This is a genomic window from Janibacter limosus NBRC 16128, assembly GCF_001570985.1.
GTDB classification, from domain to species: domain Bacteria; phylum Actinomycetota; class Actinomycetes; order Actinomycetales; family Dermatophilaceae; genus Janibacter; species Janibacter limosus.
In genome coordinates, this window is record NZ_BCSS01000037.1 from 20,035 (window position 1) to 35,043 (window position 15,009).

Annotated in this window: 19 protein-coding genes; 11 read left to right on the forward strand and 8 right to left on the reverse strand. The window is 70.8% G+C overall.

Annotated elements, in window-relative coordinates; all coding sequences use genetic code 11:
• Positions 1-74 precede the first annotated feature (74 nt).
• Genes JLI01S_RS12945 through JLI01S_RS12960 form a run of 4 tightly spaced genes read right to left on the reverse strand, consistent with a single transcriptional unit; the run spans position 75 to position 3,246 of the window.
• Positions 75-533: a GNAT family N-acetyltransferase gene (locus JLI01S_RS12945; protein ID WP_068265263.1), complete on the reverse strand. Its 459-nt coding sequence runs from the start codon at positions 531-533 to the stop codon at positions 75-77.
• A gap of 49 nt (positions 534-582) precedes the next feature.
• Complete coding sequence (locus JLI01S_RS12950) at positions 583-1,902, reverse strand: threonine/serine exporter family protein (RefSeq protein WP_068265267.1); 1,320 nt, start codon at positions 1,900-1,902, stop codon at positions 583-585.
• Positions 1,903-1,921: 19 nt separating this feature from the next.
• Positions 1,922-2,467, reverse strand: a complete 546-nt coding sequence (locus tag JLI01S_RS12955; RefSeq protein ID WP_068265269.1) for a DUF1697 domain-containing protein — start codon at positions 2,465-2,467, stop codon at positions 1,922-1,924.
• Positions 2,464-3,246, reverse strand: coding sequence for an SDR family NAD(P)-dependent oxidoreductase (locus JLI01S_RS12960; protein ID WP_068265306.1), 783 nt, complete (start codon positions 3,244-3,246; stop codon positions 2,464-2,466). The genes JLI01S_RS12955 and JLI01S_RS12960 overlap by 4 nt, the downstream gene beginning before the upstream one ends.
• 75 nt (positions 3,247-3,321) lie before the next feature.
• On the opposite strand from JLI01S_RS12960, the gene JLI01S_RS12965 reads away from it, so the two are divergent.
• From JLI01S_RS12965 to JLI01S_RS12980, 4 genes are read left to right on the forward strand one after another with little or no spacing between them, the layout of a single operon-like run.
• Positions 3,322-3,543, forward strand: coding sequence for a hypothetical protein (locus JLI01S_RS12965; RefSeq protein WP_068265271.1), 222 nt, complete (start codon positions 3,322-3,324; stop codon positions 3,541-3,543).
• The gene (locus tag JLI01S_RS12970) at positions 3,540-4,532 is read left to right on the forward strand and encodes an iron-containing redox enzyme family protein (protein WP_157074956.1); all 993 of its coding nucleotides are present in this window, start codon (positions 3,540-3,542) and stop codon (positions 4,530-4,532) included. The genes JLI01S_RS12965 and JLI01S_RS12970 overlap by 4 nt, the downstream gene beginning before the upstream one ends.
• A 26-nt stretch (positions 4,533-4,558) precedes the next feature.
• Positions 4,559-4,738: a CDGSH iron-sulfur domain-containing protein gene (locus JLI01S_RS12975; protein ID WP_369407380.1), complete on the forward strand. Its 180-nt coding sequence runs from the start codon at positions 4,559-4,561 to the stop codon at positions 4,736-4,738.
• Positions 4,738-5,367, forward strand: a complete 630-nt coding sequence (locus tag JLI01S_RS12980; RefSeq protein WP_068265278.1) for an RsmD family RNA methyltransferase — start codon at positions 4,738-4,740, stop codon at positions 5,365-5,367. The genes JLI01S_RS12975 and JLI01S_RS12980 overlap by 1 nt, the downstream gene beginning before the upstream one ends.
• Here the strand turns inward: JLI01S_RS12980 and JLI01S_RS12985 are convergent.
• From JLI01S_RS12985 to JLI01S_RS13000, 4 genes are read right to left on the reverse strand one after another with little or no spacing between them, the layout of a single operon-like run.
• On the reverse strand, positions 5,339-5,869 hold the full coding sequence (locus JLI01S_RS12985; RefSeq protein ID WP_068265281.1) for a GNAT family N-acetyltransferase: 531 nt from the start codon (positions 5,867-5,869) through the stop codon (positions 5,339-5,341). The genes JLI01S_RS12980 and JLI01S_RS12985 overlap by 29 nt on opposite strands.
• A 47-nt stretch (positions 5,870-5,916) precedes the next feature.
• Positions 5,917-6,507: a mismatch-specific DNA-glycosylase gene (locus JLI01S_RS12990; RefSeq protein WP_068265282.1), complete on the reverse strand. Its 591-nt coding sequence runs from the start codon at positions 6,505-6,507 to the stop codon at positions 5,917-5,919.
• Between the two features lie 34 nt (positions 6,508-6,541).
• Positions 6,542-7,483: a cation diffusion facilitator family transporter gene (locus JLI01S_RS12995; RefSeq protein ID WP_068265284.1), complete on the reverse strand. Its 942-nt coding sequence runs from the start codon at positions 7,481-7,483 to the stop codon at positions 6,542-6,544.
• A 31-nt stretch (positions 7,484-7,514) separates the two neighbouring features.
• Complete coding sequence (locus tag JLI01S_RS13000) at positions 7,515-7,724, reverse strand: heavy-metal-associated domain-containing protein (protein WP_068265286.1); 210 nt, start codon at positions 7,722-7,724, stop codon at positions 7,515-7,517.
• Positions 7,725-8,004: 280 nt separating this feature from the next.
• Between JLI01S_RS13000 and JLI01S_RS13005 the strand changes: the two genes are divergently transcribed.
• From JLI01S_RS13005 to JLI01S_RS13035, 7 genes are all read left to right on the forward strand, one after another.
• Positions 8,005-8,904, forward strand: coding sequence for a helix-turn-helix domain-containing protein (locus tag JLI01S_RS13005; RefSeq protein WP_068265287.1), 900 nt, complete (start codon positions 8,005-8,007; stop codon positions 8,902-8,904).
• Between the two features lie 42 nt (positions 8,905-8,946).
• Positions 8,947-9,822 (forward strand): diacylglycerol/lipid kinase family protein, encoded by an 876-nt coding sequence (locus tag JLI01S_RS13010; protein ID WP_068265289.1) that lies wholly within the window; start codon positions 8,947-8,949, stop codon positions 9,820-9,822.
• 27 nt (positions 9,823-9,849) lie between these two features.
• Positions 9,850-10,557, forward strand: a complete 708-nt coding sequence (locus tag JLI01S_RS13015; RefSeq protein ID WP_068265291.1) for a polyamine aminopropyltransferase — start codon at positions 9,850-9,852, stop codon at positions 10,555-10,557.
• A gap of 377 nt (positions 10,558-10,934) precedes the next feature.
• Positions 10,935-12,830 carry a molecular chaperone DnaK gene (gene dnaK, locus JLI01S_RS13020; protein ID WP_068265293.1) on the forward strand — a complete coding sequence of 632 codons (1,896 nt, stop codon included), beginning with the start codon at positions 10,935-10,937 and terminating at the stop codon, positions 12,828-12,830.
• Positions 12,827-13,495 (forward strand): nucleotide exchange factor GrpE, encoded by a 669-nt coding sequence (locus JLI01S_RS13025; RefSeq protein ID WP_068265296.1) that lies wholly within the window; start codon positions 12,827-12,829, stop codon positions 13,493-13,495. The genes dnaK and JLI01S_RS13025 overlap by 4 nt, the downstream gene beginning before the upstream one ends.
• Before the next feature lie 28 nt (positions 13,496-13,523).
• Positions 13,524-14,543: a DnaJ C-terminal domain-containing protein gene (locus tag JLI01S_RS13030; protein WP_068265298.1), complete on the forward strand. Its 1,020-nt coding sequence runs from the start codon at positions 13,524-13,526 to the stop codon at positions 14,541-14,543.
• Between the two features lie 53 nt (positions 14,544-14,596).
• Positions 14,597-15,009: heat shock protein transcriptional repressor HspR (locus JLI01S_RS13035; protein WP_068265300.1), on the forward strand; the 413-nt coding region annotated here is incomplete at its 3' end.

The window sequence follows — 15,009 nt, forward strand, 5'->3', positions numbered from 1 at the left end:
GCCCAGTCTCCCCGACGACAGCCCGGCGGCCATCGTGGTGCCCAGCGCACGGCCTGTCGCCGGGCAGGTGTGGACTACGCCGACAGGTCGAGGTCGAAGAGCCGGGTCGTCGTGTCGTAGTACCGCTCGGTGCTCCCGCGGTCGACCATGCCCAGGCGCAGGGCCACCCGCTGCGACGGGAGGTTGTCCGGGTGGGTGACGGCGACGACGTGCTCCAGGCCGTGGTCGCTGGCGTGGTCGAGGACACGGCGCGCAGCCTCGGTGGCGACGCCCCGACCCCACACGTCGGGGTGCAGGTGCCAGCCGATCTCGACGTCGGGGCTGGCGATGGCGTGCTCGAGGTCGGCGGTGCCGGGGTCCGCCGCGAGGGCTGACCCACTGATCGGGATCGGCTTGAGCAGGAGGGTGCCGACGAGGCCGTCGCCGATCCACCGTTGGACCTCCTCGCGGGAGTGCAGGTCGAAGAGCGCCTCCGCGTCGTCGTCGCGGTAGGCGCGCAGGGTGAGGCGGTCGGTCATCAGCGTGGTGGTCACGGGTCTCCCTGCGGTCGGGTCGAGCGGTGGGGATCACAAGTACTGCAGTTCAGCCGGGCGGCGGGGCGGTCCCCCCTGATTGTCGCGGTCTGCGGACCGGACGGCGCGCGAGCTGCAGTACGAACGCGCGGCGGGTCGGGCTCAACCGGGTCGCGATGGAGCGGAGCGGGTTGGCCAGACCGGCCCCGACGAGCACGCCGAGGGCGATCGAGGCAACGATGACGAGGACCTCGACGGCGGCGAGGACGCCGGCAGTGGGCGAGGACTCGATCTGCGCCACGGAGACAAGTCCGAGTGACCCGGGCACGAGCAGCCAGAAGCTCGGCAGGAAGGCCACCATGCGCGGGACCTGGGGTCGGACGAACTCGACCAGTGTCGCGGTGAGGCTGGCCGCGCAGGCACCGAGGAAGGCGCCGAGCCACGGGCCCTGCCCGGTGAGGTGCCCGAGCGACTGCGCGAGGAAGGTGGTCAGGACCGTCACGAGCAGCGCCGGGACGAGCGAGGGCGAGACCGACTCCAAGAGCGATATCCCGATTGCGATGAGGAGCAAGCCGATGAGCGGCGCCCACCACCCGAGCGAGGCCGGACGTTCGCCGTCGATGAGCGTGATCGGTACCCCGAGCACGGCCACGGCCGCGCCCACACCGAGGGTGGCGAGCAGCATCTGGGTCCCGCCGAAGGCCAGCCGGCCGGTGCCCGCCATCATCGCCCCCGCCGACAGCTCGGTGAGGCCGGTGACGATGAGCGACCCCGGCAGAAGGACCGCGATGGGTGGCACGAGGGTCCACAGCGGGGCGTCGATGAGTCCCTGTTCCGCGAGCGCGAAGGCCGCGAGCGATGAGGCGAAGGCAGCGAGGAAGGGCAGCAGCGGACCGACGAGCAGGGTGCGACCGCTGAGGGCCATGAGCCCCGCCACCACCTGACTGATCACGGCGGCGAAGAGGATCGAGGGCCACGCCGGCGCGAGCACGAGAGCGATGCCGGTCGCGACGAGGAAGGTCCCGGCCGGCAGACCGAAGGCGGGGTAGCGGTGTGGGCGCTGGCGCAGGACCGACAGGCGTTGCAGGGCCTCGGCGGCGGGCAGGGTGCCGGCGGTGAGTGCGGCGTGCACGGCGGTGACCTCGGCGAGCTGGTCCAGGCGTACCCCGCCGTCGACGGACTCGAAGGTGCTCGCCTCACCGCTGGAGAGGGTGACCCACAGGCCGGTCGGTGAGGCCGCGACCTCGATGCTGTCGTGGCCGAGGGCGGTGGCGGCCTCCTGGACGTCCTCCTCGACCTCGTGCACCGGCATGCCGCCCGCGAGCAGCCCGGAGCCCAGCCAGGCGAGCAGGCGGCGGGTCTGCTGGGGTTGGGTCAGCGGCGTCGGCACGCCGACGATCCTCCCACCCTCAGGGAGCCTCGAGCTTCTTCACGATCCGCTGGACCGTCAGCCAGGTGCGGGTGGTGATGTCCTTGCCGTGGGCGCGCTCGAGCCAGCGCATGAAGTCCGGGGTCGCGCCCGGTGTGCTGTTGTCGATGACCGCGAGGAAGGCGCGTGCTCCCTCGTCGAAGCCGACGACCCGCACGAGGGGATCGTCATCAGGGATCTGCGTCGCAGGGGCGACGCCGTCCTTGAGGAAGGTCGCGATGAGATAGGTCCCGCGGCCGTGCACCAACCCGTCGAAGGGGTCCCGGTCCAGCAGGTCCCGCAGCTCACCCAGCTCACGGATGATCGTGCCGCCACCGATGCCGAGGTCGGCGACCAGCGCCTCTTGGATCGTCTGCTCGAGCTGCGGCACATCGGTCTGCTCGCTGCGGAAGAGGATGTTGCCACTCGCGAGGACCGACTCGACCCGCTCGTGGCCGAGCCCTTCTAGCACTCCGCGCAGCTGCACATTGCTGTTGTTGGGTTGCGCCGGAGCGATCCCGCGCAGGAGCGCGACATAGCGCTTCATGGCCGCAGGTGGGAGGCGCCGTTGAGGTCGAGGGTCGCGCCGGACGCCCAGACCGCCTCGGGGGAGGCGAGCCACAGCACCGCGGAGGCCACCTCCTCGGGACGACCGACCCGGCCGAAGGGGGAGCCCGCCCGGATCTCGTCGCCCGCAGGGGAGTTGAGCCGATCGGCGACCCGCTCGGTCTCGATGAAGCCGGGAGCCACGGTCGCCACGGCGATGTCGTGCGGGGCCAGCGCCACCGCGAGCGAGGCGTCCATAGCGTGCAGCGCCGCCTTGGATGCGGCATAGGCGGGGAACTCCGGCTCCCCCTTGTGCACCCCACGGGTGCCGATGCTGATGACCCGGCCGGGCAGCCCGAGCTCGACGAGGCGACGGGTCATCGCGTGCGTGACGAGCGCGGTGCCGAGGGTGTTGACCCGCAGATAGGTCTCCCAGTGCCGTTGCCACGTCAGGGTGTCCGTCGTCGCGGGCGGGTGCGCGAGATCGGCTCCGGTGGCGATGCCAGCGTTGTTGACGAGGACGCGCACGGGCTCGCCCAAGGCCTCCTCGGCGGCCGCGGGCAGCCCCGCAGCCTGCTCAGCCTCGCCGAGGTCCGCCACGACGAGGACGTGGCCGGTGCCCGGGAGCGAGGCGAGCGTCTCCCTCCCTTCGTCCACCGCGGAGCGCACGTGGACCGCGACGCGATCACCCTGCTGCGCGAAGGCGTGCGCCACGGCGCGGCCGATGCCGCGCGAGGCGCCGGTGACGAGGACGGCTCTGGGAACGGGTGCGCGGGACATGGTCATAGTCTGCTCGTCCGGGATTGCCGGCGGGCGGCGCGGGTAGGAGGAGCACCCGATCGAGAGGAGTGGGTCATGCGCGACCGGACGGACGGGTCCACTGAAGAGGGGCAGGTCTCGGAGACGAGCAACCTGCGCGAGAGTGACGAGGACAGGAGCTTCCAGCAGGGAGAGGGCATCCCGCCCGGTGACGAGGCCCAGCAGGAGGACCAGAGTGTCGTCGAGGCCGAGATCTCGCCCGAGGAGGGCGATGTCGAGGAGTCCGTCGCGCACAGCCTCGGTGAGGAGACGGCGTGAGTGCCCCTCTGCCTGAGCCCCGAGGGCCGGTGAGCGAGCGCGTCCTGAGGATGCTGCGCGGCGACGGACCCTCAAGCGCGCCGCTCGTGAGCACGGGTGATGACGTGCTGCAGGACGAGGATGCCCAGCTGTCGCTGTGGCTGCTGCTCGAGCTGCACCACCGCGGCCTGCAGGGGGTCGACCCCGAGCTCGAGTGGGATCCGCAGGTGATCGGTCTGCGCCGCGACCTCGAGCAGGTGCACCTGGCCGCGCTGCGCGAGCTGGTCCGTGACCGGCTGGCCCTCGTGGACCCCGACGACGACCTGGCCCGTCAGATCGGCACGCTGCTCGCGCAGGACGACGGCCCGTCCGTCGCCGACTTCCTCGCTCGCCGGGCCGACACGGAGCAGTTCCTGGACTTCCTGCGCCAGCGCAGCATCTACCACCTCAAGGAGTCGGACCCCCACGCCTTCGTCGTGCCGCGTCTCGACGGGCCGGCCAAGGTGGCCCTCGCCGAGCTGCAGTACGACGAGTTCGGCGCGGGGCGCCCCGCCGGGTTGCACTCGCTGCTCTTTGCGCAGGCACTACGGGCCTGCGGCCTGGACCCGTCCTACGGCGCCTACCTCGACGGGGCCCGGGCGAGCACCCTTGCGGTGAACACGACGATGTCGATCTTCGGCCTGCACCGTCGCTGGCGCGGTGCTGCCATGGGGCACCTCGCCGCCTTCGAGTCGACGAGCTCGATGCCCTGTCGTCGCATCTCCACCGGGGCGCGACGGCTCGGCCTGCCGGACGCCGTCGCCGTCTACTACGACGAGCACATCGAGGCCGACGCGGTGCACGAGCAGCTGGCCATCCGCAACATCTGTGTCCCACTGGTCGCTGACGAGCCCGAGCTGCGTGAGGACGTCCTGCTGGGCGTCGCCGCCTGCTTGGCGCTCGACGCCCTCGCTGGTCGCGAGCAGCTGGCGCTGTGGCATGCCGGTGCGACCGAGGAGGTCGCGGTATGAGGCGGGAGGGGCCGACCGAGGTTTCCGTGGAGCCCTGCCCGGATGGTCCGATCCTCGTCCGCGGCGCCGACATCGTGCGTGGCGTGGACGGCCGCGAGCACGAGGTCACCCGGCCCGTGGTCGCCGTGTGCGCCTGCGGCATGAGTGGTCGGGCACCGTGGTGCGACGGCACCCACAAGGTCCTCGCCGCGAAGGGGGAGGGCTGATGGCCCGGGTCGACTTCACGTTCGGGGGTCTGGACCTGACGACCGACGACCGTCTGCTCGAGCCTCGCGAGTGGACCCACGAGCAGTCGACGTGGGCTGCTGACCTCCTGCCGCAGCTGCCGGAGGGGCCCGTCCTCGAGCTGTGCGCCGGGGCCGGCCACATCGGTCTGGCCGGCGTACGTGGCTCCGGGCGTCGGCTCGTCGCGGTGGACCGCGAGGAGCTCGCCGCACCGACCATCCGCAGCAACGCGGAGCGGCTCGGCCTGACCGAGCTCGTCGAGGTGCGACGCGGCGACCTGTCCGAGGTCATCGCGCCGGACGAGCGCTTCGCGATGGTCATCGCCGACCCGCCCTGGGTGCCGACGGCGGGCATCGGCAGGTTTCCCCAGGATCCACCGGGTGCCATCGACGGGGGCGACGACGGGCTGTCCGTGGCGAGCCAGTGCCTCGCCGTCATCGCCGAGCACCTCCTGCCGGAGGGCATCGCGCTCCTCCAGCTCGGCACCCTCGACCAGGTGGCCGCGCTGGACCTGCCGGGAGATCTCGTCGTGGACGAGGTGCGGGAGTACCCCCGAGGGGTGCTGGCCCGCCTGTCGCGTCTCAGTCGCGCGGCAGGATCATCGCGATGACGTCCGGCGCATCGGCAGCGAGCCACGACGGTCGGGTGCCGCCGACCTCGACCCAGCCGGAGCGGCGGTAGTAGTCGACCGCCGTGCCCGTCGGGATGACGTCGAGGCAGGGCGCGAGGGCCCGTGCCGCCAACTCGTCCAGGGCAGTGCGCATGAGGGCCGCGCCCACGCCGCGACCGCGCACGTGGGTCGCCGTGAAGTACACACCGACCTCCCCGAGGCGCTCGGCCGGAAGGTCGTGCCCCGCCATCCACAGGCGGGCCAGCTCGGGTTCGCCGCTCGCCGCCGGGTCGCGGACCGGCAGGATCGCGATGTGGCCGACGGGCTCGCCGTCGACCTCGGCGGTCCACGCGGCGAGCGCCCCTGCACGTGCGACGAAGTCGGCGCCCGGCATCGGCAAGGGGTCGCGGTGCGGGTACCCGGACGCGGGCTGCTGCTCGACGAGGACATGGCCGAGGGCGGGCAGGTCGTCGTCGCGACGGGGACGGATGGTGATGGTCACGTCCCCATTGTCGTTGCCCAGGGGACGGGTCGAGGTCGGACCCTGGCTCAGTGGAGGATGCCGGCCGCGCGAGCAGGCTCGGCGTAGGACCGCGCGAGGGTCTCCACCGTCTCGTGGGCGTTGAGCCCACTCGGGTTGGGCACGACCCACAGCCGCGCGGCTTCGAAGTCGTCGTCCTGTTCGCCGATCCGGGCGCCGCGCACGCCGAAGGCATTGCGGTAGGCGGTGATCCCGGCGACGGCCACCACCGCCGGTCGGGTGTCGCGCACGGTGGCCCGCAGCCGCTCGCCGCCCTCGCGCAGCTCGGCAGCCGTCAGCTCGTCGGCCCGGGCCGTGGCCCGTCGCACCATGTTGGTGATGCCGATGCCGCGCGCCCGGAGGTGGTCGCGGTCCTCGTCGCTCATGCCCGCGGACGGGCTGATCGGGCGGTCCAGGATCCCGGCGAGGGTGAGTGCGGGGTAGAAGCGGTTGCCCGGGTGGGCGAAGTGCGTGCCGGTCGCGGCGGTCCACAGGCCGGGGTTGATCCCGACGAAGAGCAGCCGCAGGGCCTGCCCCGCACCGGGGAGCAGGTCGGGCACCTCCGCGTCCCGGAAGCCCTCGAGCTCAGCGCGGGTGAAGCTGCGTCGGGAGTCGGCCATGCCCCCACGCTACGGCTGCGGGGAGGCGCCGAGCTCAGTCGTGCGTCGTGCCCGCGTGCTCCGTGCGGCTGACGGACGGCGGCTCGATCTGGAATGTCGAGTGGTGGATGGCGATGTCGAAGTGCTCGGCGACGCAGGTGCGCACCTGCTGCAAGACCTCGGCGGCATGCCCGTCGACGAAGCACTCCTCGTCGACGACGACGTGCGCCGTGATGGTGGGCAGGCCGGTCGCCACCGTCGAGGCGTGCAGGTCGTGGACCGCACGCACGTGATCGAGCGCGAGGATGTGGTCTCGCACCTCGTCGAGATCGAGGCCTGCGGGAGCGAACTCCATGAGGACGCTGGACGTCTCGCGCAGCAGCATGATGGCTCGCGGCACGATGAGCGCGGCGATGAAGAGGCCGGCGATGGCATCGGCCTGGAGGAAGCCCGTCGTCGCGATGACGACCGCCGCGATGATGACGCCGACCGAGCCGAGCGCGTCGTTGACGACCTCGAGGAAGGCCGCGCGCATGTTGAAGTTGGCTGACCGTCCCGACGCGAGCACCGCGATGGCGATGACATTGGCGATCAGGCCGATGACACCGAAGACGAGCAGCTCACCGGCCGGCACCTCCGGCGGGGCGAAGAGCCGCCGCAGGCCCTCGACGGCCGCGTAGGCACCGACGACGAGCAGCAGGGTCGCCTGCGCGAGCGCGGCGATCACCTCGATGCGTCGGTAGCCCCAAGTCCGTGTGGACGAAGGGGGTCGCAGCATCAGCGTGCCAGCGACGAGCGCCACCAGCAGCCCGCTCGCGTCGGTCAGCGCGTGGGCGGTGTCGGTGAGCAGCGCGAGACTGCCCGTGACCCAGGCGCCGACGGCCTGGGTGATGACGACGAGGGACGTGATCGCGAAGGCGACCGCGAGCCTGCGGCGGAAGTCGCCCGGGTGGCCCTCGCCGTCCGAGGACCGCCCGTGGTCGTGGCCGGCACCCATGACGTCAGTGTCCCCCTTCGTCGGTGGGTTGTCAGGCCTGTGCTGCCTGGTAACCGGCCTCCGTGACCGCGGCGATGACAGCCGTGTCGTCGATGTCGCTCCCGGTGACGACGAGTGAACCCGTCTCGGCGCTCACCGTGAGGTCCTGGACGCCTGCGACCCCACCGACCTCCTCACGAACCGCAGCCTCGCAGTGCCCGCAGGTCATGCCCGTCACCCGGTACTCGGTCGTCGTGCTCATGTCGTTCCCTCTCGTCCGTGGTCGATCAACACCCCGAGCATACCCCTGAGGGGTACTGTGCCCGCGACGAGTCCGGGGGGTGTCCCAGGGCTGTGGGCGAACACCATTCCTCCTCGATGGGCGGGGTGGAGCGAGTGCCGCGACACTAAGGACGCCGGGGTGCTTCGGCAGTGCGAGCGAGATCACCGGGAGGAGGTGACATCGCTTCACAGCGACCGCGCCGGACAGGCCACGCGAGGAGTGCCCGCGGGCGTGAAGATTCACGGTAGGAGGAGAGTGCATGGATGCCCACGACCCCCGTCGTGCCTTCGGTGAGGCACTGCGCGCCGCGGTGGCCAACCGGGGACTGTCGCTGGCGCGAGTGCAAGCGCACCTCGCTGTGACCGGCCACTCGGTCGCGCTCAGCACCCTCAGCCAGTGGCAGCACGGACGCCGGGTTCCTGCGTCGCCGCGCTCCTTCGCGGTGGTCGAGGAGCTCGAGCGCGTGCTGCGGGTGACGCCCGGGCTCCTGCGAGGGCTGGTCGAGCCGGACTCCGCGGGCAGCAGCACGGCCTCGGTGGTCACCTACGACGCGGCCTTCGCTCGACTCGTCGACCAGCTCGGCACGACCTGTCGCCGGGCGCTGGTCGCGCTCGGCGCGCACGACCGCCTGCGCCTTGATGCGCGCGGGGTGCTGGTCGAGCGCCACACGACGATGACCATGCGCGTCGCGGCCGCGACCGACCGTTATGTCGTGGCCTACGGCGTCGAGACGGGCGGTGATGTCGACCTGGTAACGGTCAGAGCGTTGCGTGGGTGCCGTCTGGGACGCGTCCTGCGCGACCCCGAGGCAGAGATCGTCGCCGTGGAGGTGCACTTCGATCGGTGGCTCTCCCCGGGAGACACGGTCGTCTACGACATCCAGATCAACGACGCCAACTCCGTTGTCTCCGAGGGCTATTTCCGATGGTCCTCGCAGGAGACGACGCTGCTCGTCACCGAGGCCACCTTCGACCGCGACTTCGTGCCGACCCAGGTCAGCGCCTTCCACCAGGCACACGCCGACGGACCGGACCTGCAGGCCCACGAGCTGACGCTCGAGCACGGGGACCGGGTGCACGTCGCTCGACACTCGGCCGAGCCGGGCCTGCACGGCATCAGGTGGACGTGGCCCGATCCGTGCCCGATCACGGCAGAATGACCCGGTGCACAGATTCGAAGGTCGCGCCAGGAGGATCCCCGCATGACCGCTCGCTCGGCCTTGGTCGTGACCAACCCGACCGCGGCCAACGGCACGGCCGAGGCGAAGGCCCCTGTGGCAGCACGGATCCTGCGCTCGCAGGGGTGGTCCGTCGACATCGTCATGACGGCGTCGGCCGAGGACGCCGTCGAGATCGCTGCGGCCGGTCAGCCTGACGGTCCGGTCCTCGTCGCGCTGGGTGGTGACGGGCTCGTCGCGCGCGTCGCCGAGGGCGCGCTCCGCTCCGGCGCGCTGGTCGCGCCGCTGCCGGGTGGCCGCGGCTGCGACTTCATCCGTGCGCTGGGTGGCTCGCTCGACCTGCGCACCGCTGCGTCTGCTCTCTCCACCGCCACGGAGCGAAGGGTGGACGTCGGCTTCGCGGGGGAGACCCCCTTCCTCGGTGTGGCAACGGTCGGCTACGACTCGCGGGCCAACGACCATGCCAACGAGGCGCCGCCGTGGCTGCCGGCCTCCCTCGTCTACGCCTACGGCGGCGCCCGCGCGCTCACCGAGACGCGGTCGACGTCGATCACGATGACGACCGACGGGGTGGCGCGCACCTTCGACGGGTGGAGCGTCGCCATCGGCAACTCGGGTCGCTACGGCGCGGGGATGAAGGTCAACCCCGACGCGCTCCTGGGCGACGGCGAGCTCGACATCACCACCGTCGAGGGGCTGCCGCGCTGGAAGTACCCGATGCTCCTGCCGCGCTACTTCAAGGGCACGCACATCGACGGCGTCGACATCCGTGCCGCCCGGGGCAAGGAGATCGAGATCTCCGCGCCCACGGGGTACCGCGTCTACGCCGACGGCGACATCGTCGGTGAGACGCCGATGACCTTCACCGTCCAGCGCGGGGCGCTGCGCATCCTCGTGTAGTCGCTGGTGACCGGGCAGACTGGGCCGATGCGACGATTCGAAGAGCTCGCCTGGAGCGAGACGCCTCGGGGTGAGATCAGCCTGCGACGGCGGATCGAGCCGACGCTCACGGTGGACGTCTACGAGGTCAAGCTCGGCGACGAGTTCCTCATGTCGAGCCTCTTCACCGTGGCCGAGGTCGAGCTGGCCCGGCTGGGCCTGGCGCAGGCGAAGGGGGAGCACCTCGACGTCGTCGTCGGGGGACTCGGCCTTGGATGCACCGCGCGGGCGGCGCTCGAGGATCCGCGGGTCGACTCGCTGATCGTCGTCGACGCCATGCCGGAGGTCATCGACTGGCACGAGCACGAGCTGCTGCCGGACGCACCCGCCGTCGTGCGGGACGAGCGCACCCGACTGCTGCTGGCCAACTTCTTCGAGCTCGCGGCATCGCCCGACGGCTTCGATCCAGGGGCTCCGGGACGGACCTTCGACGCGGTGCTGCTCGACATCGACCACACGCCGCACCACCTGCTCCACCCGGACCACGCCCCCTTCTACTCGCTCGAGGGTCTGCAGCGACTCAAGGCCCAGCTGCGCACCGACGGCGTCTTCGCCCTGTGGTCTGACGACCCGCCGGACGAGGAGTTCATGACGCTGCTGGGGCAGGTCTTCGACCGGGTGGAGGCGCATGTCGTGGCCTTCGACAACTTCCTCACCGGCGGGCAGTCGAGCAACACCGTCTACGTCGCGGTCTGATGGCGGCGGAGGCGTCGTTCACAAGGACTGCAGGTCGGCGCCCGTCCGGAGTCGAAACCCTGAAACTTCGGGGGATGCTCACTGCAATCGACTCGACCTTCAGTCCTTGCGAGCATGGTGCCGATGCCTGCCTGCTCGTCGGTCCGCTCGGCCTGTCCCTGGGGTCACTGCTCGAGGCTAGAGCGGTCCGGCGACAAGGGCGGCAGGGCGCCGTGGTGAGCGTCCGGGAACAATCCCCCTTCGCCCATGGTTGAGCCAAGGGAACTCAACTTTTGAGCCTCGGATTTGCGCAATGTCAGATCGGGCTCCTAAGTTGAGCAGCAACAACTCAACTTCGTCGAGGTGACCGCCTCGACACCCGAACAAAGGAGCGCCCCATGGCCCGTGCCGTTGGCATCGACCTCGGAACCACCAACTCTGCCGTCGCCGTCCTCGAGGGTGGCGAGCCCACGATCATCGCGAACGCCGAGGGCGGTCGCACCACCCCGTCCGTCGTCGCCTTCACCAAGGGCGGCGAGGTCCTCGTCGGTGAGGTCGCCAAGCGTCAGGCCGTCACCAACGCCGACCGCACCCTCCGGTCCGTCAAGCGCCACATCGGCACCGACTGGACCACGGACGACATCGACGGCAAGAAGTACACCTCCCAGGAGATCAGCGCGCGCACGCTGCAGAAGCTCAAGCGCGACGCCGAGTCCTACCTCGGTGAGGACGTGACCGACGCGGTCATCACCGTCCCCGCCTACTTCGACGACGCCGAGCGCCAGGCCACCAAGGAGGCCGGCGAGATCGCGGGCCTCAACGTCCTGCGCATCGTCAACGAGCCCACCGCCGCCGCGCTGGCCTACGGCCTGGACAAGGGCAAGGAGGACGAGCTCATCCTCGTCTTCGACCTCGGTGGCGGCACCTTCGACGTCTCCCTCCTCGAGGTCGGCAAGGACCCCGAGGACGGCTTCTCCACCATCCAGGTGCGCGCCACCTCCGGTGACAACCAGCTCGGTGGCGACGACTGGGACGAGCGCGTGGTCAACCACCTGCTGACCCAGGTCAAGAACAACACCGGCGTCGACCTGTCCAACGACAAGATCGCGATGCAGCGTCTGCGCGACGCTGCCGAGCAGGCCAAGAAGGAGCTCTCCTCCTCCTCGAACACGTCGATCAACCTGCAGTACCTGTCCATGGGCGAGAACGGCCCCATCCACCTCGACGAGTCGCTCTCCCGCGCCAACTTCGAGCAGATGACCAAGGACCTGCTGGACCGGACCAAGACCCCCTTCGAAAATGTCATCAAGGACGCGGGCGTCCAGCTCTCCGAGATCGACCACGTGGTCCTCGTCGGTGGCTCCACCCGCATGCCGGCCGTCAGCGAGCTCGTCACCAAGCTGACCGGTGGCAAGGCGCCCAACAAGGGCGTCAACCCGGACGAGGTCGTCGCGCTCGGCGCGGCCCTGCAGGCCGGTGTCCTCAAGGGTGAGCGCAAGGACGTCCTGCTCATCGACGTCACGCCGCTCTCGCTCGGCATCGAGACCAAGGGTGGGCTCTTCACCAAGCTCATCGAGCGCAACACGGCCATCCCGACCAAGCGTTCCGAGGTCTTCTCCACCGCCGAGGACAACCAGCCGTCCGTGCTGATCCAGGTCTTCCAGGGTGAGCGCGAGATCGCTCAACAGAACAAGAACCTCGGCACCTTCGAGCTGTCCGGCATCGCGCCGGCTCCGCGTGGGGTCCCGCAGGTCGAGGTCACCTTCGACATCGACGCCAACGGCATCGTCCACGTGACCGCCAAGGACCGTGGCACCGGTGTCGAGCAGAAGATCACCATCTCGGGCGGCTCCGCGCTGTCCAAGGAGGAGATCGAGCGCATGGTCAAGGAGGCCGAGGCGCACGCCGACGAGGACAAGGCCCGCCGCGAGGAGACCGAAGCCCGCAACAACGGCGAGAACCTCGTCTACTCCACCGAGAAGTTCCTCGGCGAGTCCGGTGACAAGCTGACCGACGAGCAGCGCAAGCCCGTCGACGACGCGCTCGCCGACCTCAAGGAGTCCCTCAAGCCCGAGTCCGGCGCGAGCGTCGAGGACATCACCACGAAGGTCGACACCCTCAACGAGGAGTCGCAGAAGATGGGCGCAGCCCTCTACGCGGCCACCGCGGAGCAGGGCGAGGGTGCTGGCGAGGGCGCTGGCGCCGAGTCCGGAGCCGACCAGGGCGCGACCGATGGTGACGACGACATCGTCGACGCCGAGGTCGTGGACGACGCCGACGAGGAGAAGAAGTGACCGACCCCAACCAGCCGATCGACCCCGAGGTGAGCGCGGACACCGCGCAGCCCGCGGGCGAGGAGCAGGTCGTCGACGCCGAGGTGGTCTCGGACGAGCAGTCCGAGACCACCCCGGCCGGGGACGAAGGCGCTGCCCTGAGGAGCGACGAAGGAGCCTCGAAGGGGGGCGACACTCCCGTCGTCGAGGAGGTCGCCGCTGACGCGGAGGCCCACCCCGACACGGCCCGCGCCGACCAGCTCCACGACGACTACCTGCGGCTGCAGGCGGAGTACGTCAACTACAAGCGGCGCGTCGACCGGGACCTTCCGGTGCACAAGACCCGTGCCGCCCACGAGGTGCTCGAGACGCTCCTGCCGGTGCTCGACGAGATCCACCTGGCCGAGCAGCACGGTGACCTGCCGGAGGGCACGCCCTTCCGCGCGATCGCCGACAAGCTCGAGCAGTCGCTCGGCAAGCACGGACTGGAGCGCGTGGGCGTCAAGGGCGAGCCCTTCGACCCCAATGTCCACGAGGCGCTCATGCACGCACCGTGGGATGCGGAGGACGCCGAGCTCCCGAGCGACGCGACGGCCACCACGGTCGTCACGGTGCTCCAGCCCGGCTACCGCGCCGGTGAGCGCGTCCTGCGCGCCGCCCGCGTGGCCGTCGCCGACCCGCAGTAGCCGCAACAGATCCGAGAGGAGGAGAGACATGGCCAGTCAGGACTGGTTGGACAAGGACTTCTACGCCGTGCTCGGCGTCGGCAAGGACGCCGACGAGGGTGAGATCAAGAAGGCCTACCGCAAGCTCGCCAAGCAGTACCACCCCGACCGCAACGAAGGGGATGACGCTGCCGAGCAGAAGTTCAAGGACATCGGTGAGGCACAGGCCGTGCTCTCCGACCCCGAGCAGCGTCGTGAGTACGACGCGATCCGCTCGATGGCCGGCGGCGGTGCGCGATTCACCGCCGGCGGCCAGGGCGGGGGCGCGGGCTTCGAGGACATCTTCTCCGCCTTCGGCGGGGGTGGGGGCGGCTCCCGGATGCGCTACAGCTCCGGCGGCGGCTCCCCCTTCGCCGGGGGTGGGGGCGGTGAGCCCGACCTCGAGGACATCATGTCGATGTTCGGTGGCGGTGCTGCGGGCTTCGGCGGGCAGGGGGCGGGGTTCCGCGCGCCGCGTGGCCCGGTCAAGGGTCAGGACCTCACCGCCCGGACCGAGCTGTCCTTCCGCGACGCGGTTGAGGGGCGCACCATCTCGCTGAGCGTCAACGGCGAAAAGGTCAATGCCAAGATCCCTGCCGGGGTCAAGGACGGGCAAAAGATCCGCCTGCGTGGCAAGGGCGCTCACGGTGATCATGGCGCCGAGCGCGGCGACCTGATCCTCACCGTGTCCGTCGGCAAGCACCCGGTCTACGGGCGTGACGGGTCCAACCTGACCATCGACCTGCCGGTGACCTTCGCCGAGGCGGCGCTGGGGGCGACGGTCGCCGTGCCGACCCTCGACGGGTCGCAGGTCAAGGTGCGCATCGCGCCGGGCACCCCGAGCGGACGCGTCCTGCGGCTCAAGGGGCGCGGCATCGTGACCAAGGCGGCCACGGGTGACCTGCTCGCCAAGGTGCAGATCATCGTGCCGACCGAGCTCAGCGACACCGAGCGTGAGGCCGTGGAGGTGCTGCGCGATGCGCGCACCGACGACCCGCGTGCGGCGTTGACATCCGACGCGACGGCCTGAGGTCGCGGCAGACTCGATGACACCGATGGCGATGACGAAGGGAGGCGGGCACGATGGCACGGATCTCTGGACTGAGCGGTGACGACCGCACGCCCGTCTTCGTCATCTCCGTCGCGGCCGACCTCGCCGGGATGCACGCGCAGACCCTGCGGCAGTACGACCGCATCGGGCTCGTCGTCCCCTCACGCACCCGTGGCGGCGGCCGGCGCTACAGCGCTGCCGATGTCACCCGGCTGCGTGAGGTGCAGCGCCTCTCCCAGGAGGAGGGCGTCTCGCTTGCCGCGATCCAGCGGATCTTCGACCTCGAGATGCAGGTCGAGGCGCTGCGCGCCCGCGTGACCGAGCTGGACGACGAGCTCGACACCGCGCGTGAGGCCCTCGGGCAGGGGCGGCGCTTCTTCGCGGTCGGCTCGCAGGGCGAGATCGTCGCGCTGCGCCACGGCCAGCGCCCGCGCCCCCGCACCGG